Origin of the sequence: Methylobacterium sp. 391_Methyba4, assembly GCF_029691625.1 — a bacterium.
Lineage (GTDB): Bacteria > Pseudomonadota > Alphaproteobacteria > Rhizobiales > Beijerinckiaceae > Methylobacterium > Methylobacterium fujisawaense.
Genome location: NZ_CP121475.1, coordinates 290587 through 310528 on the forward strand (window position 1 = coordinate 290587; position 19942 = coordinate 310528).

Sequence of the window (19942 nt, forward strand, 5' to 3'; positions counted from 1 at the left end):
AGGTGCCGGAAATATCCTCTTCGGTTCCGGAGTCAAATGGGGACGGCTCGGGGCTATCGCTCTGCATCATCGGTTCGGCAAAGCTTACAGGTGAGCGCGGGATCTGAACCATGCGCCTCACTCCGCGCTCGCCTGCTCGGAGAGCTTGGCTGTGGGGATGCGGGAAGCGGTGGGGCCTTTCGGAACGACCCGGCCGCCTTCCCGCAGGTCGGCAGGCGGATTGAGGACGACCATTTCACCGCTGCTGAGGCCGCTGCGCAGCTCGAGGCGGGTGCCGAGATCCCGCGCGATCGTGATCGGCCGGAGATGCACAATGTCGTCCGTGCCGACCACGGCGACCTGCGTTCCGCCTGCGTCGAAGATGAGCGCCTCGGACGGGATGACCACGCGCGGGTGCATGCGCGGGACCTCGAAGGTCACGGCGACGTAGAGGCCCGGTCGCAACGTTCCCTCCGGATTGGCGACGTCCACCTCGGTGTCGAGCGTCCGGACCGAAGATTGGAGGGCGACCGAGCTGCGCGACACCGTGCCCGCGAAGGTGCGATCCGGCATCTGCGCAACCTGAACGCGCGCCTTCACGCCATCATGGATGCCCACCGCCGCCGATTGCGGCACCTGCACGGTCACGCGCAGGACATCGATGCTGTCGATCGAAAAGAGCGGCGTCCCGCTGCCGGCATCGCCCTGGACGAGGTCGCCGACGTCGACCTTGCGGGCGACGATGATGCCGTCGAAGGGCGCGACCACGTTCTCGAAGGTCGTCAGGGTGCGGAGCCGTTCGACGGTGGCCTGCTGCGCGGTGATGTTGGCCTCCGCGACCTTCACCTTCGCCTGCGCGGCGGCAAGGGAGGCCGTGGCCGTCAGCATGCCGGCGCGGGTCTGGTCGGCATTCTGCTTGGACGCCCAGCCCTGACCGGCCAGGGTCGCGGTGCGCGCGTCGGTGACGTTGGCGAGCGTCACGTTGGCTTTGGCCTGCTCCACGTCCGCCTGCGCCACCGCCAGTTGGGCCTTGAACTGACCGAGCTGGGCTTCCGCCTGCCGGGCCTGCTGATCCAGGTCCGGTGCGGCGATGCGGACGAGCAGATCGCCCTTCTTCACCCGCGAGCCGATATCGACCTTGCGTTCGGCGATGTAGCCGGTGGCACGGGCGAAGATATCGGCATGGTCGAACGCCTCGGTCTGCCCCGGCAGTGTCAGCCGCATGGGCCCGTCATCCACGGTCGCTGGGCCGGTGCGGACCGTAGGCACGAAGTCCACGGCCTCGGCCTGGGTCTCCAGCGACGCCTGATAGACGTCCCAATGGTGCCACGCGCCGAGCCCGAGGGCGCTGCCGAGGGCGAGGAACGCCACCAGGAAGGGCCGCTTGCGCGGCGGCGGTGGCGCGGCCTGGGCCAGGGTCTCCCCGGCCTCGTCCCGCCGCAGCGGATCGACCTCGAGCGCGTGCTGGTGCGCCCGCGCGGCAGGCTCGGCGCCGGCTTCGGGAGGGTCGGTGAAAGCGGTCATCAATAATCCTCGAGGGGCTTGATCGGCTGACGCCGGAGCAGGGTGTAGAGGAGGGGGACGAACAGCAGCGTCGACACGGTTCCCATCCCGATCCCGCCCATCACCGCGCGGGCGAGGGCGGCGTTCTGCTCGGCGCCTTCGCCGGCGCCGATCGCCATGGGGATCAGGCCCAGGAACATGGCGGACGCTGTCATCAGCACAGGCCGCAGGCGGGTATGCCCGGCCATGAGGGCGGCCTCGCGGGCCGAGCAGCCGGTGGCTTCCCGATGCTCCTTGGCGAAGGTGACGAGCAGGATCGAGTTCGCGCTCGCGACGCCGACCGACATGATCGCCCCGAACAGGGCCGGGATCGAGAACGCCGTGCTGGTGATGAACAGGCTCATCACGATGCCGCAGAAGGCGAGCGGCAGCGCCGCGATGACCACAAAGGGATCGACCCAGGTCTGGTAGTTCAGGACGAGCAGCAGGTAGACCGCCACAAGGGCGATGCCGAGCCCGAGCTCGATCCGCGAGAACGCGCTCTCCATGCTCTCGATCTGGCCGCGGACCAGGATCCTGTCCGGCGCCGGGAGCTGAGCCTGTTCGTCAGCGACGATCCGGTCGACGGCGTTGCGCACGCTGCCGAGATCGGCGTTCTGGACGTTGGCGAGGATGTCGAGGGTCGGCTGCTGGTTGACGTGGTTGATGACCGTCTGCTCCGGTTGCCGCTGCATCGTGGCGATGTTCGACAGCAGGATCGGAATGCCCGGCTTGTCCTGCCCGTTCGCATGGACGGAGACCGGCGTATTCATCAGCTGATGAATATCGGCGTTGCGCCATTCCGGCGTCTGGACCCACAGCTGATAGGGCATCCCGGACTTCGGATCGGCCCAGAAGTTCGGGCTGACCTGGAATGAGCCGGAGAGCGAGACGTTCAGATTCTGAGCGATGGATTGTTCGCTGACGCCCATTTCGGAAGCGAGCCTCCGGTCGACATTCACGTACATCTGCGGCGCGTCGACGATCTGGTGCAGGTGGACATCGACCGCGCCTCGGACCGCCGCGATGCGGCGGACGAGATCCCGCGCCACGGCCAAGTCCTTGTCGTCGTGACGTCCGGACACTTGAACGTCGATCTGGGCGACGGTTCCGAAGTTCAGGATCTGCGTGATGATGTCGGAGGGCTGGAAGTAGAAGATGTCGTCCGGGAAGGCCTCGTGCAGAACCTTGCGCAGGCGCTTTTCATAGAAGGAAATCGGCTTGTGCTCGCCCTTCAAGTTGATCAGCATCTGCCCGTCGTTGTAGGCGACGAAGGAGGCGTCCATGAACGCGAAATTGTAGTTCGATGCCGGTAGGCCGATATTGTCGAGGATGAGTCCGAGTTCGTCCTTCGGGACGACCTGCCTGACGACGTCCTCGACCTGCGCGAAGGTCTTTTCCGCCTGCTCGATCCGCTCGCCGGGCCGCGTGCGGATGTGCAGCGTCATCTGGCTGGATTCGATCTGCGGGAAATAATCCTGCCCGACGAAGGGAAAGATCGCCGCGGTCACCGCGAAGACGGCCATCACGCCGACCAGGGAGCGGGCCGGGTGGCTGATCACGGCGGAGAGCAGTCCGACATAGCCGGCGTGGAACCGCGCGAAGCCCCGCTCGAAGGCCGCCCGGAAGGCGAGGGCGCCGCGCACCGGATACCGCAACGCCCAGACGAGCGGTCGCACCGCGAAGCCGAGCACGCGCCTGATGACCGAGCGGCGCCGGGGCGCCGCGAGCTCTTCGGTTCCCGGCTCCGACCCGCCGTGATGCTGCGCGTATTCCGGTGCGACGAGGACGTCGATCAGGATTGCCACCAGCGTCCGAGACAGCAGGTACGAGGTCAGCATCGCGAAGACCACCGCTTCGGCCTGCGGGACGAAGAGGTAGCGGGGCGCATCGGTGAGGAAGAAGACCGCCGAGAAGGCCGAGCAGATGGCCAGCGTCGAGATCAGGGCCGGCTTGGCGATGCCGGCGACGCCCTCGACCACGGAGCGCCTGAACGAGAAGCCCTCCTCGAACATCCGGTAGGTGTTCTCGATCGCCACGGTGGCATCGTCCACCAGGATGCCCACCGCCAGGGCGAGGCCGCCCAGGGTCATCACGTTGATGGTCTGGCCCAGGGCGACCAGGATCGACAGAGAGGTGAGGATGCAGAGGGGGATCGAGACGAGCACCACGATGGTCGAGCGCCACGACCCCAGGAACAGCAGGATCGCGAGGCCTGTGAGGCCGGCCGCGATCACCGCTTCGCGCACCACGTCGGAGATGGCGTCCGAGACGAAGACCGACTGATCGAACAGCGGCGTGATCGTCATGCCCTTCGGCGCGGCCGCGTGGATGTCGGGCAGGGCGCCCTTGACGGCATTCACGACGTCCAGGGTCGAGGCCGCGCCGTTCTTGAGGACCTGCAGCAGGACCGAATGGTGCCCATCCGCGCGGACGATGTTGATCTGCGGCGGCGAACCGTCCCGGACATGGGCGACATCGCGCAGCAGAACCGGCTGGTTGTTCTCGACCTTGATGGGAATACGGTTGAGCTGATCGACCAGCTGCGGACTCGAATTCAGGCGCACGGTGTATTGCTGCGTCCCGATCTTCGCGAGCCCGGAGGGCACCACAAGGTTCTGCTTGAGGACCGCGTTCAGGACATCGAGCGGCGTCATGCCGATCGCGCGCAGCTTGGCGGGATCGAGATCGACCATGACCTGACGCGGCGCGCCGCCATAGGGCGACGGCAGCGTGGAGCCCGGCACCTCGGCGAGCCGCCGGCGGGTCCGGTACTGCGCGTAGTCGAAGACCTTGGTGAGCGGCAGCTTGGATGACGACAGCGCCATCTGGATGACCGGCACCGAGGAGGCGGAGAAGCGCATGATGACCGGGGGCTGCACGCCCGGCGGCATGCGCGAGCGGATCGCGTTCATGGCCGAGTCGACCTGGGTCATTGCCAGATCGATGCTGACCGCCGAATCGAAGTAGATCCGCTCGGTCACGGTGCCCTGGATCGAGGTCGATTCGATCCGCCTGATGTTGTTCACGTTACTCGACAGCGAAAACTCGCTGTAATTCGTGATCCGCTGGACCATGTCGGTGGCATCGAGGCCGTTGTAGGTCCACACCACGACCACAACCGGTATGTCGACGGCGGGCAGGACGTCCTTGGGGGCCACGGCAATGGAGCCGACGCCGGCGAGGAACATCAGGACGGCAAGAACATAGAAGCTCTTGCGAAACTTCAGGGCGAACCGGACGAGTTCCATGTGACCTGTCGGATCTTCCATCACGATCCGGCTCGCGTCCCGGGCGGCCGGGCCGCGGGAACATCGAGCAGATCATGCCTCGTTTTCAGAGAGAACACAGGGCGAATGCCCGGCGCGGAAGAGATATAGCTATCGCCGAAACACTCTTCGAATGAATTCGACACGACAATCTAAAGCGGATTTCAAGAAATTAAAAACGCCCGAGCTCTCTTAAGGATCGCCGGGCTCCATACCGGCGATGTGCTGCGGCACCGGACGCCGATGGCGGCGCGCCGGTCGAAAATTAAAAGGTATTTTGGAAAAAAATTGAATTTTTACTGCCAGAAGACTTATTTAATTGCGTCTCTTGCACATCCTGCACGATCATTCTGGCGCCGCTCCGACCGATCCGGTGCCATTGCCGCGTATCGCGGGGCTGCCCGTGCCACGCGACCCGGGGTGCCGGGGTGGCTCCGATGTCTCGCGTGATCGAACCGCAGAACCTCGTTTCGGCCGGGTTGCGGCCTGTGCGCTCACCCCGTGCCATGGCGGCGAGCGAATCTCTCGGACACCTGAGCGGCCCCCGTCACCGCCGCTCCGGGGCGGGATGAAGACGCCGATCGATCGGCGTCTGTGCTGATGATGTCAGGCTCGACGAGGAGTTAAGCCGGTGGTCGGACGATACCTGGGGCTCCTCATCCTGGCCTTGACGCTGCTGCGCTTGGTCGGGTCCGCGCGTGCGGAGAGCGAGATGGCGGCAGGGGGCGCGTTCATGAGCAGCTACACGTCGGATCCCTATTTCGATCCGCGGTCGCGATATTCTCAAGTGCATTCAGCCGGAGACATCCGCGGTCAGCCGATGTTGGCGGAACCCGGCGATGCGCCGGCGCCGTGCAGGCTCTTCGACAAGGCCTGCGCGGATGCCTTCGAACGCGCACGCCGGCACGCCTATCCTTAGACCTCTGCGTGCGTGAGGTCGGCGGCGGGCCGCAGCCGTCATGGCAGGCCCATTCCGGCAATTCGAATGAATCCGTGAAGACCTTTTTGAGCCCTCGCCACTAGCTTGACCCTGTTTGGGGTCGAGCTGTCATGATCGAAGAGCGAAGCGCCCGGCGCGTATCAGTCAACTTGCACGGACGCATCGCGGTCGCGGGTCACCCGACGATACCCTGTGTGGTCCATGACATGTCCCGCTGGGGCGTGCGCCTTCGGCTGGTCGGCACGGAGCGGGTTCCCGCTGAATTCCAGCTGACGATCGACGCCACCGAGAAGGTGATCGGTTGCGAGACGGTCTGGAAGAATGCCGACGAGATCGGGGCCCTGACCGATCTGATGGAATGATCGTCGCGTCTCGGGAGCGCGGCGAGGCGGCGGACCGCGTCAGAGTGGTGGACGCCGTCTACCTCGCGGCACCCTGGTCGGGGACGCAGAGCGTATCCACCCGGCACTGATCGTCGAGCCCTATTCGAAGGGGCGCGCGACGTCGGCATCCGCCCCGAGAAAGGCCCCTCAGCCGCGGGCGAGCGCCGCCTCGAACTCCTCGGCCGGGAGATGCGCACCACCGGTCGTCCAGATGACGTGGGTTGCGGCGGCGCGCGTCTCCGCCGGGATGGTCTGTGCAAAACGTCCCGCCGCCGCGAAGCCGGCCGCCGCGGAAGGCTCCAGGCGGATACCCGCCTCCGTCCAGAGGATCTTGAGCCAACGATACAACGCATCGTCGGGGACCGTGACCACGGCCCGGACAAGCTTCTCGAGGGTGCGAGCGACCAGCATGGACGCGGAGGCGACCGCCAGCCCGTCGGCGGCGGTGCGATTGTCGAGACCGACATCGTAGACGCTCACCGGCCGTTCGAGGCCCGCCGCGAGCTGAACCAGCATGCAGGGCGACGCCACGGGCTCGACGAAGACCGGATGCACGGAATCACCGAACAGCAGCTTGAGGCCGAAGGCGACACCACCCGGCGCGCCTCCGACGCCACAGGGCAGATGGACGAACAGGGGATGGGCCGGTCCAACCGGGATCCCGGCTGCAGCGAGCTGGCGCTCCAGGTCGAGGGCCGCGGCCGCATAGCCCAGGAACAGCTCGACCGAATCCTCGTCGTCGACGAAATGCGCGTTGCCGCGTCCGGAATAGGCGTTGCGCGCCGCCGCGACCGCCGCACCGTAATCGCCGCGATGCTCGACCACGCGGGCGCCGAGTTCCCGCAGGCGTTCCTTCTTCCAGGCCTTGGCATCGTGCGACATATGGACTTCCACCGCGAATCCGAGCGCCCGTCCCATCAGTCCGACACTGAAGCCGAGATTGCCGGTGCTGCCGACCGCGATGATGTGACGGCCAAACAGGTCGCGAAATTCCGGGTCCGCGAAGGCCGCATAGGATCGGCCCTCGGCGAGAAGTCCGGCCTGCGCGGCCAGCGCCTCGGCGTAGGCCAGGACCTCGTAGACGCCGCCGCGTGCCTTGATGCAGCCCGTCACCGGCAATGCATGGTCCGCCTTGACCAGTACACGGCCCCCCGCTCCACACAGGATGGTGTCGGACAAGCCGGCCGCCAGCGGGATCAGCGGTGAATCGATCCGGCCTGACACCTCCTCCGGGAAGAGGCGCGTCAGCAACGGTGCGAAGCGCTGCCAGCGTGCCACCGCACCGTCGACGTCGGCTTTGCCCAGCGCCAGATCCGGGAGGACGGACGCACTGTCGGCCACCGCCGGGTTGATCCAGATCGTCGGACAGGCCTGCTTGACCGCGACGGGGATGCGGTCGACCCGGGGGCTGTTCTGCATCTCGACGATCCCTGCCATGGCGTTTTGGATCCCGCTCGCTTCGGGCCGGTCCGACCTGCGCGAGGGTCGGTGACGCGGCCGCGTGTCTCCGCCCGGACTGCTTATCAGAGCCACCTGCCGTTCGGCATGCCCATCGGGCGCATGGTGGGTCTGGCCGGCGATCCGTCCTTGCGCCCTCGTCGGGGCTGGCGCTGTCGCGGTGGCGGACATCCCGTGAAGGTCACCCAGACGCCGTCGCAGGGGGAGGCTTGTGTAAGAGGGAGACGATCTCGACGGACGGGAACGCCACGCCGGCCCTCTGAACCGTGCCGTCGATGCCGTCGGCGATCGTTCCGGCCCCGCGACGCTCCCGACGGGACTGCCGCTCCCCTGAGCCGCGCGACGGTCACGCGATCCGTTTTCAGGTGTGCGGGAGCACTTCGGCCCGCAAAGCTTGAGCTTACATCGGGATCACACCGCGAAGACAGTCGCGGATCCGATGGAGACTTCCAATGACCCTCACTGCGCGTCTCACCGTTGCCGCCGCCGCCGCCCTCGCCACCATCGCGGTCCTGGCCGGAACCTACGTCGAAGTCCTCGATCGTGCCCTGCCGATGCACTTCGTCTGAGCATGCAGATGCGAACCGAATGAGCGCCGCATCCCGGGTCGACGCCGGTGAGCGGCGTCGTCCCGGGATGCGGCGGGAGGAGACCGATGCGCCAGATCCTGTGGTCCGTATTCGACGGCGCGCTTTTGGCTGCCGATACGCTCGATGACATCCTCGTCCAAGCCGCCCTGAGCTTCGGCGCAGTCGCCCCTTTCGTGGCTGAGCCTTCCGGCGATCCTACCTTAACCACGGCCTCCGGCCCGGAGGGCTCCGCGGCCACATCGGACCGGGCATGACCGCAGATGTCTCGGACCGTCCATCGATCGGCCCCGTTACGATCGCGGGCTGCCGGCGCGCGTCCGCGCCGCCGCAATGAACGCCGGTTCGGCGCAAGAGGCGCCTTAGGACGAAGGCTTTGAGCCGCTCCTGATCGCGAGGCGATCGGGAACGGTTCTAGCGCTTCGGCGGGTTCGGTGCGGATTGATCGGTCTGCGGTTCCATCTTCGTGGTGTCGGGCTTCGTCGGTGTATTGTTCTGCGCCTGCTTGTCGTCGCAGGCCGCGAGGCCGATCAGCATGAATCCTACCAGCGAGAGACGACTGATCGACGGCATGGAACTTCCTTCTTGCAATTGGATGGAATGGGACCGACAGCGCTCGGCTTCAGTGCTGAGGACCGCTGGCCCGAAGCCTGCGTCGCTCGGAACTTTGCTCCCGCCGCTTTGCTACGGCGACGTCCTCCGCGGCCAAAGCGGGGGGTAGCATCCGCAGACGATGCAATCCGGGGGACGATCATCAGTTCCGAGTCGATCTCCCTCAGACGCCAGACGGTGCCGCCGGCAGCCCAGGTGGCGGGAAGGGCACCCTGACCGGCGAAGGCCAAGCCCGGCAGCCGGGACCTCACTCTTCAGCTTTCCGTCCACTCTGGGCGGCGGATCGCGGCGTTGCCGTTCAGCGGCACGGAGATGGCGGAAGCGGATCACAACGCGACCCGTTTGCCCCCGGCCTCAGCGCCCTGTGTATCCCACCACCGCCGCAGCCGACTTCAGACGTGCGAAGGCGTCGGCGTAGCGCTCGCGCAGGAAGGCGGCATCGGGCGGTATCCGGGAGGGACGAAGATTGTCCTCCGTATCGGACATCTTGATCAGCAGTGCCGCGAGATCACCCGATGCGATCAGGGCCGCAATCCGTTCCGAATAGGCGATCCGGCTGGCGGGCTTCGTGAGAAGCGTGACCGTTCTGATAATATCCGCCTCGAAACCGGCCGCCTGAAGATCTGTCGTCGTGCGTGACGTGTCCTCCAGCACATCGTGCAGGAGCGCCGCCTGCATCACTCGCATCGGGTCAATGTCGAGTCCGTCGCTGAGTCGGGCGTGACCGGCTCGGGCCAGGGCCGCGTTCGCAACGCGCTCCAGGTGCCGCATGCAGGGCTCGCCACACTTGTCGAGCTGACCGGCATGCGCGGTAAGGGCGAAGGTATGGGCATCGAAGATCGTCGGCACGCTGCCCTCTTGCGGCATCCACCGGACCGGATTGCCGTCGCTCCGGCTCCCAGCTCCGTGAAGTCCTCAACGCGCTGGGGTGTTCCCGACCGGCCCGGGTCAAAGAAGGCCGTGTCTTACCCGGGCCGTCGAAGCCGAGACGGTGCGGGTCCGGAAAATATCACGGATGCGCAGTCTTCGCGCGTCGGCCGAAAGTTATGACCGTTTGGACTATTGCCCAGCTCCTCGGAACTCGCCATCTCTTGTCTCTGTTCGGACGAGCGGCGAGTCGCACTTCAGGATTGAGCCCATGGCGTCCGTGACACTGGAGAAGCCGCTCGATGTCGGTGGGCCGCTCAGCCGGCGCGCCGCGGCCCTGGCCAACGTCCGATGGTTCCGTGCCCTGGCATGGCGGGCCCTTCGCGATGGAGGCCCGCGCGCCGAGTTGCGCGCCGCCAACGCACGGGCCGCCGCCCGGATCGTGCTTCGTCAGGCCAAACGCGACGCTTTGGTCGCCTGCTTGGCGCGTCAGGCTCTGGAAAGCCCCGGTGGACCGCTTCACCGAGCGCCTGATCGCCCCTCCCAGGGCGACACCGTCGCACCGTTGCGATAGCCTGTCATTCCGCCTCGTGCGGTCGGGACAGACAGCACTGTCGTCGATCGTGTCATGGCGGCCCGGCGCTGCGTTATGCCTCGGCCGCCACGACGGGTCCCGCGATCGTTCCACCGCGAGACCCGAATGGTCGGCCGGGCGCTCTGCCCGGCCTCGTCTGAGATCTGGTTCTCAGCGCTTGAACTTGCCGTCGTACTTGAATTCCGGCGCAGCCTTGAGCTGATCCTTGGAGGCTCCGATGACGGCCTTCCACTTCTTCGCGTCGGCGTCGTAGCCGATGGCGATCGAGCTCGGCGAAACCGCCACGTAGTGCTCGCCCATGCCGAGGAAGCCGCCCACCGAGACGATGTAGCCGACAAGCTTGTCGTGATTGATGGCCAGATCCTTGATCTCGCCCACCGTGTTGTTCTGCGCGTCGGTGACGTTGAGACCGATCAGATTGTAGCTGAGCACGGCGTCCTGCGGGACAGCCTCGAATTTCGGCGCCACCGTCGCGGGCGCCTCGTTGGCGGCGAAGGCGGGACCGGCGAGGGTGGCGGCGGCGAGGGCTGTAAGGACGAGGCGGCGCATGAATAACTCCAGTGTCCCGGTATGGGTGGCTGGAAATGGACGATGACGCCGCATCGTTCCGCCCCCGCACGGAAATGTTAATGCGCGGAACATGGAGCCCTCGCGAGGTGCCCGCGCGGTCCGCGGGCACCTGGTCATGAGTCGCCCGTCGAACCCCTTGCGCAACTGTACTGACGCGTGACCGGGACAGAATGCCCCGCGGCGGCGGGATCGTTCCTGGCCCACCGGTGCCCGTCGCGGCAAGCGAAGGCCAACGTGAGTTTGCGGGAGACATGCATGGCAGACGCCTCGCTCGATCGGGCGCGGAGGTCGGCACCAAGCGCCTGGATGGATGGTCTTGTCGGGATCACCATCTTCAGCGCCTCGCTGGTCGCGACCCGGCTCGCCCTGACCGGCATGGACGCCCTGTTCCTCAGTGCGGCACGGGCGGCGCTCGCCGGCCTCGCCGGTGCGGCGGCCCTTCTGGCCCTGCGCCAAGCGCGCCCGCGCCGGGCTGACGTTCCGGCGCTCGCCATCGTGGCCGCGGGGGTCGTGGTCGGGTTTCCGCTGCTTACCGCCCTGGCCTTGCAGACCGTCGGTGCCGCGCATGGAACGGTGTTCCTCGGCCTGCTGCCCCTGGTCACCGCGCTGTTCGGTGCGCTGCGCTCGGGCGAACGGCCATCGCCCGTCTTCTGGTTGTTTTCGCTCACCGGTGCGCTCGTCACGGTCGCCTTCGCCGCGCGCGGCCTCGATGGACCGCCCGGTCCCGGGGATGCCTTCATGCTCGCGGCGATCGTGCTCTGCGGGCTCGGCTACGCCGAAGGCGGCGTCCTGGCGCGCCGGCTCGGCGGATGGCAGGTGATCGCCTGGGCCACGGTCCTGTCCTTGCCGGTCAGCGTGCCGCTGGCCCTGGCGCTCTGTCCGGCCGAGCCCGGCACGATCCCGCTGCCAGCCTGGGCGGGCCTCGCCTACGTGGCGCTGTTCAGCATGCTGATCGGCTTCGTGTTCTGGTATCGGGCCCTGGCGCGCGGCGGCATCGCGGCGGTCGGCCAGCTCCAGTTGCTGCAGCCGTTCCTGGGCCTCGGCGTCGCCGCGCTGGTCCTCGGCGAGCGGATCGAGCCCGCCATGATCGGCGCCGCTCTGGCCGTGGCCGCCTGCGTAGCCCTGGCCCGGCGCTTCACCTGAAAGCCGATCCGGCGCTCTCAGCCCGACTTGGCCACGACCTCGATGTCGCGGTCGAGGCCGCTCTCGACCTTGAATTCCCGCGTGTAGACCTGCCCGTCATGGCGCGCGATCAGGACGTAATCGCCCTCGGCGAGGGTCACCTGCGGGAACGCCCCGATGGCCTCGCGGATCGTGTCGCCGCCGGGGGTGAGAACCGAGAAGGCGGTGCCCGCGAAGGCCTCGGCCCCGGGAGCGGCCACGAGTTTCAGCGTGACGGTGGCGGCGCGGTGGTTGAGGGTCGCCTCCGTCACCTTGCCGTTCTCGACCCGGAGGTCTGCGCGCTGAATCGCATTCGACTCCCCATAGGTCGAGACCACGTGATACGTGCCCTCGGGCAGGCGCAGCAATTCGCCGGTCTTGATCCCGGAGCGGACGAGGCGGCCCTCGGAATTGGTCCCCACCGGCACGAAGACCGAGAACATCACTTGGCCGGGCGGGATCTTCTGGTCACCCACGGCGCCCGCAAGCTTCAGGGCGCCGGCTGCCACCCGCAGCGTATCGGTGGTCGGCTGGCCACCCATCACGAGCCGCTTCGAGGCGCTGGCGAAACCGTAGGTCACGGTCGCCACATAGGTGCCCGGGGCGAGGTTGAAATGCGGCTCCGCCTCGTTGGAACGGGCGACGATCGCGGGGCGGGTGCCGTCGCCCCGGTCCTCGTAGATGCGCCATGCCAGCCCCTGGCGCAGGGGTGTGCCCGGCCCGGACAGAAGCGCCGACAGGGACAGCTGCGCCTCCGGCTCGGCGGCCGGCAGGGATGGCGGCAGGTTCGGCGTGGTGATCGACGGCGAGGGGAGGGCGCCGCCGAGCCGGTTCTGGAACGGGTCCTGCTGGGCGGATGCGGGCAGCAGGCCGGCAGCGAGAATCGCCAGCGCCGTCGCGGCAAGCCTCATGCGCATCGGTCGGCCTCTCTCAACCCTTCGCCCCAGCTCGGACGCCGGATCGTCCGGGGCTGCCTGTGCCTCCGGACCATGGCGGTGGCAAGGCCGCACTTCCACCGGAGGCCCGCGCATGCCACATCCCCCACGGGACGCGATACCGGGACGGAGCGCATGACCGCCACCCTCGATCTCCTGAAGACCCGACGTTCGGTGCCGCCGCCGCTGCTGGACGAGCCGGGCCCGGATCGCGCGCAGCTGGAAGCGATCCTGACCGCGGCCTCCCGCGTGCCCGACCACGGCAAGCTCGCGCCCTGGCGCTTCATCGTGATCGGCGGGGAGGCGCGGTCGCGGGCGGGCGAGATCATTGCGTCGACCTTCGCGGCGGACAATCCGGACGCCTCGCCGGAGCGGCTCGCGCAGGAGCGGGCGCGCCTGACCCACGCGCCGGTGGTCGTCGCGGTGGTCTCGCGAGCTGGGCCGCATGTGAAGATCCCGGAATGGGAGCAGGTGCTTTCCGCCGGTGCCGCCACCATGAACCTCGTGATCGCGGCGAATGCCGCCGGTTTCGCGACCTCCTGGCTGACGGAATGGTTCGCCTACGACCGTCGCGTCCTCGACGCACTGGGCTTGGCGCCGGCCGAGAAACTGGCGGGCTTCGTCCATATCGGCCGGGCGCGCGAGGTGCCCTCCGACCGGCCGCGGCCGGCGCTCGACGACATCGTCACCTACCTCTGAAGGGACCGGCCGTGCATTACGATCTCGCGCTGCCTCGGGAGGCGCGCGCCCTCCCGCACAATCCGCTGAAGGCGATCGTCGCGCCCCGCCCGATCGGCTGGATCAGCGCCATGAACCGTGCGGGCGCGGTGAACCTCGCGCCCTACTCGTTCTTCAACGCCGTGGCCGACAACATGGTCGCGTTCTCCTCCACGGGCCGCAAGGACGCGATGACCTTCGCCGAGGAGGGGCAGGAATTCGTCTGCAGTCTCGCGACCTGGGATCTGCGCGACGGGATGAACGACTCCTCGGCGCCGCTGCCGCGCGGAACGAGCGAGTTCGCCTTCGCCAAGCTGGAGACCGCGCCCTCGCACAAGGTTCGCCCACCGCGGGTGGCCGCCTCGCCGGCGGCGTTGGAATGCCGCTGGTTGCAGACCGTGCCGCTGGTCCCCCTCGAGGGCGGCGAGGCTGAGAATTTCCTGGTGATCGGCCAAGTCGTGTCGATCTATATCGACCCACGCTACGTGGTCGACGGCATGGTCGATACCGCGGCGATGCATCCGATCATGCGTGGCGGATACTTCGACTACTTCCATGTCACGGCCGACACCCGGTTCCAGATGCGCCGGCCGAAGGGCGCCGGGGAGTTCACCGGGTCCTGAAACAGGATCGGGCCGCGCACCGCCGATTGAGGACTTGTTTACCATAGCGGGCGCAGGTTCGGACGGTCCCCACTCCCGTGCGCGCCCGGATGTTCCTGTTCACCACGCCGTCGAGCCCACCGGAGAGCCCGCCGCCTCAGGCGCGGTCCCTGCCGGCCGCGCCCGCCTCGGGTCCGGTCGTCCAGGGGATCCGTGACGGAGCGACGGCGAGCGGCGTCGGCTTCGACTATCTCCTCGCCACGGCGCGGCGTGAATCGGCCCTCGATCCCGCCGCCAAGGCGGGGACTTCCTCCGCCACCGGGCTGTTCCAGTTCATCGAGCAGACTTGGCTCGGCGTGATGAAGAATGCCGGGCCGCGGCTCGGTCTGCAGGCCCAGGCCGAAGCCATCACCCGACAGTCGGACGGGACCTATACGGTCCCCGACGCGAGCCAGCGGCAGGCGATCCTCGACCTGCGCCGCGATCCCAAGATCTCCGCCACGCTGGCCGGCGCCCTGACCCAGCAGAATGCGGACGCCCTGACGAGCGCCCTCGGCCGCGAGCCGACCGCGGGCGACCTCTATGCGGCGCATGTGCTGGGCGCGAAGGGTGCCGCGGCCCTGATCTCGACGGCCCGCGCCTTCCCGGAGCGCGCCGCCGCCCTCGACCTGCCGGAGGCGGCCGCCGCGAACCGGGCTCTGTTCTACGACCGCGCCGGACGGCCGCGCAGCGCTGCCGAACTGTATGCCAGCCTCTCGGCGGCCGCACAGGGCGCGGCCGCCACCGACCTCACCGGCCTGCGCCAGGAGAATCCCGCCGCGCCGCAGGCCGTGTCGGCCTATGCCAGTGCAGCGACCGCGTTCGGCGGGAGTTCGGATCTGCGCAGCCTGTTCCAGACGGACCAGCGCGGTGCGGCGTCGGATGCCGCGGCGCGGCTCTGGCAGTCCCGCAACACCGCCGCGCCGACGCAGCACCCGGCGCCGACCTACTTCCCGCGCTCCGATTCGGAGCCGCCGTCCCGCGTCGCCGACGCGGAGCCTGCCGTCACGGGCGCACTTCCCGAACCGGCGGCGACGCCCGCGGGCGCGCCTCTTCTCAATCCGCCGCTGCCGCCCCGCCGACCCGCGGACCTTGCGGTCGCAGTGCCCATGCCCGGCGACAGGACCAGCCTGTTCGCCCCCCGGAGCGGTCGATGATCATCCGCGACTTCCTGGCCTGGACGCAGAATGCTTCGGCCGGAGGCCGGGCCGAGGCGACCGCGTCTCTGGCGCGGGCCTACCTGTACGGGGATCTCAACGCCGACGAGGCCTGGGAGGCCAAGACGGCGCTGCTCGCGCTCTTGGACGATCCATCGCCGCTGGTACGCCGGGCGCTCGCCGAGACCTGCGCGGCCTCGGCACGGGCCCCGCGTCCCCTCGTGGTCGCCCTCTCCTGCGACGTGCCGGAGGTGGCGCGGCTGGTCCTGGCCCGATCCCCGGTCCTCACCGATGCCGATCTCGTGGATGCCGCGGCCCTCGGCGATGAGGCGACCCGCGCGGTGATCGCCGCCCGGCACCACCTGTCGCATGCGGTCTCGGGCGCCCTGGCCGAGATCGGCGAGACGGACACGCTGGTCGTTCTGGCGGCCAATCCGACGGCGAAGATCACCGCCGGCCGGTTGCTGCGCATGATCGAGCGGCGGGGAGACGAGGCGTCCCTGCGCGAGGCGCTGCTTGCCCGGGCCGACCTGCCCCCCGAGGTGCGCCATGCCCTCGGGATCGCGGTGGCACAGGCCCTCTCCGGGTTCGTCACAGACCGTGGCTGGCTCAGCGCCGAGCGTTGCGGCCGGATGAGCCGCGAGGCCGGCGAGCGCGTGGCCCTCGAAGCCTGCGACGGACGGGGTGCGGCTGCGGTGTCGCGCCTCGTGACCCATCTGCGCACGACCCGGCAGCTGACGGCAGGGCTCGTTCTCCGAGCCGTGCTCTCCGGCCGGATCGACTTCGCCCTGGCCGCCCTGGCCGACCTCTCGGGTCAGGATCATGCCGCGATCGTCCGGGCTATGCGCGACCCGCGCCAGTTCGCGGACCTGCATGCCAGAGCTGGCCTTCCCGACCCGCTCCTGCCGGCGATGCAGGCGGCGCTCTCCGCCTGGCAGGACCTCGCCGGCCGGGCGCTCCCCGCCCGGGGAACCGGTCTGTCGCGGCGGATCATCGAATGCGCCATCGAGGCCTGCGGCGATCTCTCGGATCCGCACATGCATCCGGTCATCACCCTGCTGACCCGCTACGAGGCCGAGGCCGCCCGGGACGAGGCCCGCGAGGCGGCCCGCACCATTGCCGCACAGGCCATCGCCCGGGAAACGGCCCGCCGGGAATCCGAAGCCGCCGACGCCGCGTGGCGTGCTGCCTTGGAAAGCCAGCGCCGGACCGCCTTCGTGGCCGAGGCCGGTCCTGACGAAACCGTCATGGTCACAGCCGTTGCCAACGTGCCGGCTGTGGCCGAGCCGCTCAATCCCGTGGGGGCGATCCTCGACGCTTTGCCGGAGCAGATCTTGGCTTGGTACCGCACCGAGGAACTGGACCCGGCCACGCAGGCCGCGACCGATCGGGTGCTCGACGGCCTCGGTGACAGCCTCCTCGACCATTTCCGCGCCAGCCAGGGTCGCGCCGAGCCGGATTCGGAGGAGGCGACCAGCGATCAGGCTGCGCGCATCGCCGCCTGATCGGACGACAGGGCCCGGCCTGGCCGTCGCCGCCTCGTCCTGGGCGAGCGCAGCGGCGGGCGGCACCGCTGCGCCTGGATCGCTCCGCACGGGAAGAGCTTCAGGACACGGCCGTGTCCGACGCAGCCGGAGCCGCGCCCCGATCGGTGGGCGGCCGGGATCGCCGGCTTCCGGGGCCGGTCAGGCACGAGTCCGCGGTCAGGGCACGATCTCGGGCGGCATCCCGCCCGGGATGCCAAGCGGCTCGTTGGCCGGCGGCACGTCGTCCGGCTCCGAGTCGGGGATGCCCAGGGGCTCCGGCAGCGGGGCTTGCTGCGGCTCCGGTGTCCGCGCGGGAGATGGCGGCGGGAAGCCGGTGTCAGGATCGCCAGGGTTGCCCGGGTTCGCCATCGGCGCACCTCCCGTCAGTGGCTCATCAGGCTGCAGACCGACGCGTCGGCCAGGAGGTCACGGGTCACGCCGCCGAAGAACCATTCTCGCAGACGGCTGTAGCCGTAGGCCCCGGTCACGATCAGGTCCGCATCGGCCTCGACCGCTGCCCTCTGCAGTTCCTCGGCCGCCGTCCAGCCCGATGCCACGACTCGGCGCGGCACCGCCTTCACGTCGTGGAGGGCCAAGTACCGGGCGACATCCTCGATCTCTGACGCGTCCTCGCCATCGTTGACCCGCACCACCTCGACCGTCTCCGCACGCCTGAGCAACGGCATCGCGTCCCATACGGCCCTGCGGGTCTGCGGAGAGCTCTTCCACCCGACGACGATGCGCTTCGCCTCCATTCGCTCGACGCCGGGCGGTACGACCAGAACCGGACGGCCCAGCTCCATCAGAACGTCCCCGAGGTCGACCGCAGCCCCGAGGGACACCCCCTCGTTCTGCGCGTAGCGACCGACGACGACGAGGTCTGCGGCCCGCGCCTGCTGCTCCAGAAAGCGGACGGGATGGTCGAGATCCGAGCGCCACTCGACGCGGTCGCTGCGGCAGGCGGCCTCCCGGAAGATCTGTTCGAAGCCTGCGAGTCTCGTAAGGGCGGCTTGGCGGATGTCCTCGATGGCCGAGCCCATGGGCACGGCGGTCTCGCCATAGCCCCGCGGATAATCCGGCACGCATGCGGCCACGCCGACGAGGCGCGTGCCCAGGCGATGCGCGAGATCCGCCGCGAGTCGTATGCGTTGCGCGGCGTGCAGCCCGTCATCGACCGCGACCATGAGGCTAGCGTACGACATGCGGATATCCTGCGACCGGGAACGGAATACCCACCCACAATGCGGTCGCGGTTTCCGCAAAGCCTTGATCCATCTCAAGACCCGGACGACCCAGCATCTTGCGCTGGATCAAGGCGGCTACGCGCCTTCTGGGCCACCCGTCGTGTCTCGCTTTCGGCACGGGAAGGGGCGCCATGGGCTACGCGAACATCCTCGTCGCCCTCGACCTCAGCGAGGACGCTCCGGACCGGGTCAGCCTCGCCGCCGGATTGGCGCGGCGCTTCGAAGCGATCCTCACGGGTGCAGCCGCCCAGACGGTGCCTGTTCCCATCCTGGTGCGGGACCTCTGCGAGGCGGCCGACGACGTCGAGCAGAATGCGACCCGGGTCCGCGGGATCCTGCAACGGGCGCGCGACGTGTTCGAACACAGCGCCGGCAGCGAGCTGCGCACGCTCTGGCACGCGGGCTTCGCGGATCCGCTGACGCATCTCGTCGAACAGGCGAGCACCGCCGACCTCGTCGTCGTGAGCCGGCAGGGGCCGGATGATCCGGACCCGGGTCCGCTCGGCGTGTCGCCGGGGCCCGTCCTGATGCAAGCCGGCCGGCCCGTCCTCATCGTGCCGCCGCGGATCGTCCATCTGAAGGCCGCCCGCATCGTCCTCGCCTGGAAGGACGGTCCTGAAGCGCGCAGGGCGATGTCGGCGGCGCTGCCCTTCTTCCGCGCGGCGGATCAGGTGCTCGTGGCGACCCGCGGCGAGGACGTGCGCGTCGGCAACGCCGAGGATCTGGCGGTTCACCTCGCCCGGCACGGCGTGAGCGCCACCGCCCACCACCTCCACGCCGCCGGCCCGGATGCCGACGCGATCATGCGGTTCGCCCTGGAGCAGGACGCCGACCTGGTCGTCATGGGTGCCTACGGTCATTCCTGCTTGCGGGAATGGATCTTCGGCGGCGTCACGCGCGATGTCCTCGACCGCGCACCCATCTGCAGCCTGATGTGTCACTGATGCGTCGGGGGCTGCTCTCCGTCGGCGTCGCCCTCGGCCTGGATCTGCTCTGCACCGGAGCGATCGAGGCGGAGGAATCCTCGGCGCCGCAGGGGCGGAAGTTTGCGCATGCGCATTGCGCAGGCTGCCACGCCATCGGCCTCCGGGGCGCGAGCCCGATGCGGGCGGCCCCGACCTTCAGGATGTTGGCCGAGCGCTTTCCCGTCGACGACCTCGCCGACGTCCTGATCGAGGGCGTCGAGAGGCGCCATCCGGCGATGCCGGACTTCCGGCTCGAACCGGATGATGCCGCCGACCTCACGGCTTACCTCAAGACGCTGAAACCGTGACGGCCGGTCGACGAATGCACGACCGTGCATCCCGGCCAATGCAGTGCGGATCGGATCGCGGCCGGGTTCAGAAGGCGTAAAAGTCGGTGCAATGCGCCGGCGGAAGGAGACCGGCGTAGCCCCAGATGCAATCGTCGTAGCGCCTCCAGCGCTGGAACCCGTCTGCCGCGCCCATCATCGGAACATGGGCGCCCGTGTCGAATCGGCCGCCGGCCATGGTCCGGCTTCGCACGCCGCCTTGGAAGGCGGCGCGATCGCGGTAGACCGACGCCCGGTCCCTGAAGCGGGGCGATCTTCGCACGGGGCCGCACGCGCAAGTCGATGTCCGACGCGCCTCGACATGCGCGAAGGGCAGGGCGCCGCTTCCGGGCCGCGCGAGCGCCGCGGTCGATCCGACCAGGACGGCGATGACGAGGACAGAGCGGAACATGACGCCTTCTTCCGGTCACCGGATGACGGCGCGGATCATAGACCCGCACCCCGACC

Annotated in this window: 20 protein-coding genes; 10 read left to right on the forward strand and 10 right to left on the reverse strand. The window is 68.7% G+C overall.

Annotation, left to right across the window (positions count from 1 at the left end; genetic code table 11):
- Positions 1 to 117: 117 nt before the first annotated feature.
- Both P9K36_RS01465 and P9K36_RS01470 read right to left on the reverse strand, forming a co-directional pair.
- On the reverse strand, positions 118 to 1503 hold the full coding sequence (locus P9K36_RS01465; RefSeq protein WP_100793879.1) for an efflux RND transporter periplasmic adaptor subunit: 1386 nt from the start codon (positions 1501 to 1503) through the stop codon (positions 118 to 120).
- Positions 1503 to 4772 carry an efflux RND transporter permease subunit gene (locus P9K36_RS01470; RefSeq protein ID WP_043755141.1) on the reverse strand — a complete coding sequence of 1090 codons (3270 nt, stop codon included), beginning with the start codon at positions 4770 to 4772 and terminating at the stop codon, positions 1503 to 1505. Before P9K36_RS01470 ends, P9K36_RS01465 begins: the two co-directional genes overlap by 1 nt.
- A 649-nt stretch (positions 4773 to 5421) precedes the next feature.
- Here P9K36_RS01470 and P9K36_RS01475 point away from each other — a divergent pair.
- Positions 5422 to 5709 carry a hypothetical protein gene (locus P9K36_RS01475; RefSeq protein ID WP_043347621.1) on the forward strand — a complete coding sequence of 96 codons (288 nt, stop codon included), beginning with the start codon at positions 5422 to 5424 and terminating at the stop codon, positions 5707 to 5709.
- Positions 5710 to 5840: 131 nt separating this feature from the next.
- Positions 5841 to 6092 (forward strand): PilZ domain-containing protein, encoded by a 252-nt coding sequence (locus P9K36_RS01480; RefSeq protein ID WP_043347619.1) that lies wholly within the window; start codon positions 5841 to 5843, stop codon positions 6090 to 6092.
- Positions 6093 to 6260: 168 nt separating this feature from the next.
- Here the strand turns inward: P9K36_RS01480 and P9K36_RS01485 are convergent, their stop codons facing one another.
- A complete protein-coding gene (locus P9K36_RS01485) occupies positions 6261 to 7550 on the reverse strand; it encodes a D-serine ammonia-lyase (protein ID WP_111473146.1) in 1290 nt (429 codons plus the stop codon).
- Between the two features lie 676 nt (positions 7551 to 8226).
- On the opposite strand from P9K36_RS01485, the gene P9K36_RS01490 reads away from it, so the two are divergent.
- A complete protein-coding gene (locus tag P9K36_RS01490) occupies positions 8227 to 8415 on the forward strand; it encodes a hypothetical protein (protein ID WP_043755149.1) in 189 nt (62 codons plus the stop codon).
- A gap of 157 nt (positions 8416 to 8572) precedes the next feature.
- On the opposite strand, the gene P9K36_RS01495 is transcribed toward P9K36_RS01490, so the two are convergent.
- From P9K36_RS01495 to P9K36_RS01505, 3 genes are all read right to left on the reverse strand, one after another.
- Positions 8573 to 8695: a hypothetical protein gene (locus P9K36_RS01495; protein ID WP_278306488.1), complete on the reverse strand. Its 123-nt coding sequence runs from the start codon at positions 8693 to 8695 to the stop codon at positions 8573 to 8575.
- Between the two features lie 429 nt (positions 8696 to 9124).
- Positions 9125 to 9619, reverse strand: coding sequence for an HD domain-containing protein (locus P9K36_RS01500; RefSeq protein WP_043382283.1), 495 nt, complete (start codon positions 9617 to 9619; stop codon positions 9125 to 9127).
- 763 nt (positions 9620 to 10382) lie between these two features.
- Positions 10383 to 10781, reverse strand: a complete 399-nt coding sequence (locus tag P9K36_RS01505; protein ID WP_043382150.1) for a PRC-barrel domain-containing protein — start codon at positions 10779 to 10781, stop codon at positions 10383 to 10385.
- A 327-nt stretch (positions 10782 to 11108) separates the two neighbouring features.
- Here P9K36_RS01505 and P9K36_RS01510 point away from each other — a divergent pair, with 327 nt between their 5' ends.
- Positions 11109 to 11945 (forward strand): DMT family transporter, encoded by an 837-nt coding sequence (locus P9K36_RS01510; protein WP_278306489.1) that lies wholly within the window; start codon positions 11109 to 11111, stop codon positions 11943 to 11945.
- 17 nt (positions 11946 to 11962) lie between these two features.
- Here P9K36_RS01510 and P9K36_RS01515 read toward each other — a convergent pair whose 3' ends face one another.
- Positions 11963 to 12880, reverse strand: coding sequence for a hypothetical protein (locus P9K36_RS01515; protein WP_043755151.1), 918 nt, complete (start codon positions 12878 to 12880; stop codon positions 11963 to 11965).
- 153 nt (positions 12881 to 13033) lie between these two features.
- Between P9K36_RS01515 and P9K36_RS01520 the strand changes: the two genes are divergently transcribed.
- From P9K36_RS01520 to P9K36_RS01535, 4 genes are all read left to right on the forward strand, one after another.
- Positions 13034 to 13597, forward strand: a complete 564-nt coding sequence (locus P9K36_RS01520) for a nitroreductase (RefSeq protein WP_179697928.1) — start codon at positions 13034 to 13036, stop codon at positions 13595 to 13597.
- 11 nt (positions 13598 to 13608) lie between these two features.
- Positions 13609 to 14238 carry a flavin reductase family protein gene (locus tag P9K36_RS01525; protein WP_043349196.1) on the forward strand — a complete coding sequence of 210 codons (630 nt, stop codon included), beginning with the start codon at positions 13609 to 13611 and terminating at the stop codon, positions 14236 to 14238.
- A gap of 89 nt (positions 14239 to 14327) precedes the next feature.
- Positions 14328 to 15413, forward strand: coding sequence for a lytic transglycosylase domain-containing protein (locus tag P9K36_RS01530; protein WP_278307335.1), 1086 nt, complete (start codon positions 14328 to 14330; stop codon positions 15411 to 15413).
- Positions 15410 to 16918 carry a DUF2336 domain-containing protein gene (locus P9K36_RS01535; RefSeq protein ID WP_278306490.1) on the forward strand — a complete coding sequence of 503 codons (1509 nt, stop codon included), beginning with the start codon at positions 15410 to 15412 and terminating at the stop codon, positions 16916 to 16918. The genes P9K36_RS01530 and P9K36_RS01535 overlap by 4 nt, the downstream gene beginning before the upstream one ends.
- Before the next feature lie 198 nt (positions 16919 to 17116).
- On the opposite strand, the gene P9K36_RS01540 is transcribed toward P9K36_RS01535, so the two are convergent.
- Together P9K36_RS01540 and P9K36_RS01545 are read right to left on the reverse strand one after the other, a co-directional pair.
- Positions 17117 to 17308 (reverse strand): hypothetical protein, encoded by a 192-nt coding sequence (locus P9K36_RS01540; RefSeq protein WP_274926001.1) that lies wholly within the window; start codon positions 17306 to 17308, stop codon positions 17117 to 17119.
- Positions 17309 to 17322: 14 nt separating this feature from the next.
- On the reverse strand, positions 17323 to 18141 hold the full coding sequence (locus tag P9K36_RS01545) for a universal stress protein (RefSeq protein ID WP_043755163.1): 819 nt from the start codon (positions 18139 to 18141) through the stop codon (positions 17323 to 17325).
- A gap of 173 nt (positions 18142 to 18314) precedes the next feature.
- On the opposite strand from P9K36_RS01545, the gene P9K36_RS01550 reads away from it, so the two are divergent.
- Together P9K36_RS01550 and P9K36_RS01555 are read left to right on the forward strand one after the other, a co-directional pair.
- Positions 18315 to 19127, forward strand: coding sequence for a universal stress protein (locus P9K36_RS01550; protein WP_278306491.1), 813 nt, complete (start codon positions 18315 to 18317; stop codon positions 19125 to 19127).
- Positions 19127 to 19456, forward strand: a complete 330-nt coding sequence (locus P9K36_RS01555) for a cytochrome c (RefSeq protein ID WP_278306492.1) — start codon at positions 19127 to 19129, stop codon at positions 19454 to 19456. Before P9K36_RS01550 ends, P9K36_RS01555 begins: the two co-directional genes overlap by 1 nt.
- A 67-nt stretch (positions 19457 to 19523) precedes the next feature.
- Here the strand turns inward: P9K36_RS01555 and P9K36_RS01560 are convergent, their stop codons facing one another.
- Entirely contained in the window at positions 19524 to 19886 is a 363-nt protein-coding gene (locus P9K36_RS01560) for a hypothetical protein (protein WP_075381576.1), read from the reverse strand.
- Between the last annotated feature and the right edge of the window lie 56 nt (positions 19887 to 19942).

Coding starts and splice junctions, on each gene's coding strand:
- P9K36_RS01515 (WP_043755151.1), bottom strand. CDS start 12,880: ATGCGCATGAGGCTTGCCGCGACGGCGCTGGCGATTCTCGCTGCCGGC.
- P9K36_RS01550 (WP_278306491.1), top strand. CDS start 18,315: ATGGGCTACGCGAACATCCTCGTCGCCCTCGACCTCAGCGAGGACGCT.
- P9K36_RS01465 (WP_100793879.1), bottom strand. CDS start 1,503: ATGACCGCTTTCACCGACCCTCCCGAAGCCGGCGCCGAGCCTGCCGCG.
- P9K36_RS01545 (WP_043755163.1), bottom strand. CDS start 18,141: ATGTCGTACGCTAGCCTCATGGTCGCGGTCGATGACGGGCTGCACGCC.
- P9K36_RS01480 (WP_043347619.1), top strand. CDS start 5,841: ATGATCGAAGAGCGAAGCGCCCGGCGCGTATCAGTCAACTTGCACGGA.
- P9K36_RS01555 (WP_278306492.1), top strand. CDS start 19,127: ATGCGTCGGGGGCTGCTCTCCGTCGGCGTCGCCCTCGGCCTGGATCTG.
- P9K36_RS01490 (WP_043755149.1), top strand. CDS start 8,227: ATGCGCCAGATCCTGTGGTCCGTATTCGACGGCGCGCTTTTGGCTGCC.
- P9K36_RS01485 (WP_111473146.1), bottom strand. CDS start 7,550: ATGGCAGGGATCGTCGAGATGCAGAACAGCCCCCGGGTCGACCGCATC.
- P9K36_RS01560 (WP_075381576.1), bottom strand. CDS start 19,886: ATGTTCCGCTCTGTCCTCGTCATCGCCGTCCTGGTCGGATCGACCGCG.
- P9K36_RS01505 (WP_043382150.1), bottom strand. CDS start 10,781: ATGCGCCGCCTCGTCCTTACAGCCCTCGCCGCCGCCACCCTCGCCGGT.
- P9K36_RS01535 (WP_278306490.1), top strand. CDS start 15,410: ATGATCATCCGCGACTTCCTGGCCTGGACGCAGAATGCTTCGGCCGGA.
- P9K36_RS01520 (WP_179697928.1), top strand. CDS start 13,034: ATGACCGCCACCCTCGATCTCCTGAAGACCCGACGTTCGGTGCCGCCG.
- P9K36_RS01540 (WP_274926001.1), bottom strand. CDS start 17,308: ATGGCGAACCCGGGCAACCCTGGCGATCCTGACACCGGCTTCCCGCCG.
- P9K36_RS01495 (WP_278306488.1), bottom strand. CDS start 8,695: ATGCTGATCGGCCTCGCGGCCTGCGACGACAAGCAGGCGCAGAACAAT.
- P9K36_RS01510 (WP_278306489.1), top strand. CDS start 11,109: ATGGATGGTCTTGTCGGGATCACCATCTTCAGCGCCTCGCTGGTCGCG.
- P9K36_RS01470 (WP_043755141.1), bottom strand. CDS start 4,772: ATGGAACTCGTCCGGTTCGCCCTGAAGTTTCGCAAGAGCTTCTATGTT.
- P9K36_RS01530 (WP_278307335.1), top strand. CDS start 14,328: ATGTTCCTGTTCACCACGCCGTCGAGCCCACCGGAGAGCCCGCCGCCT.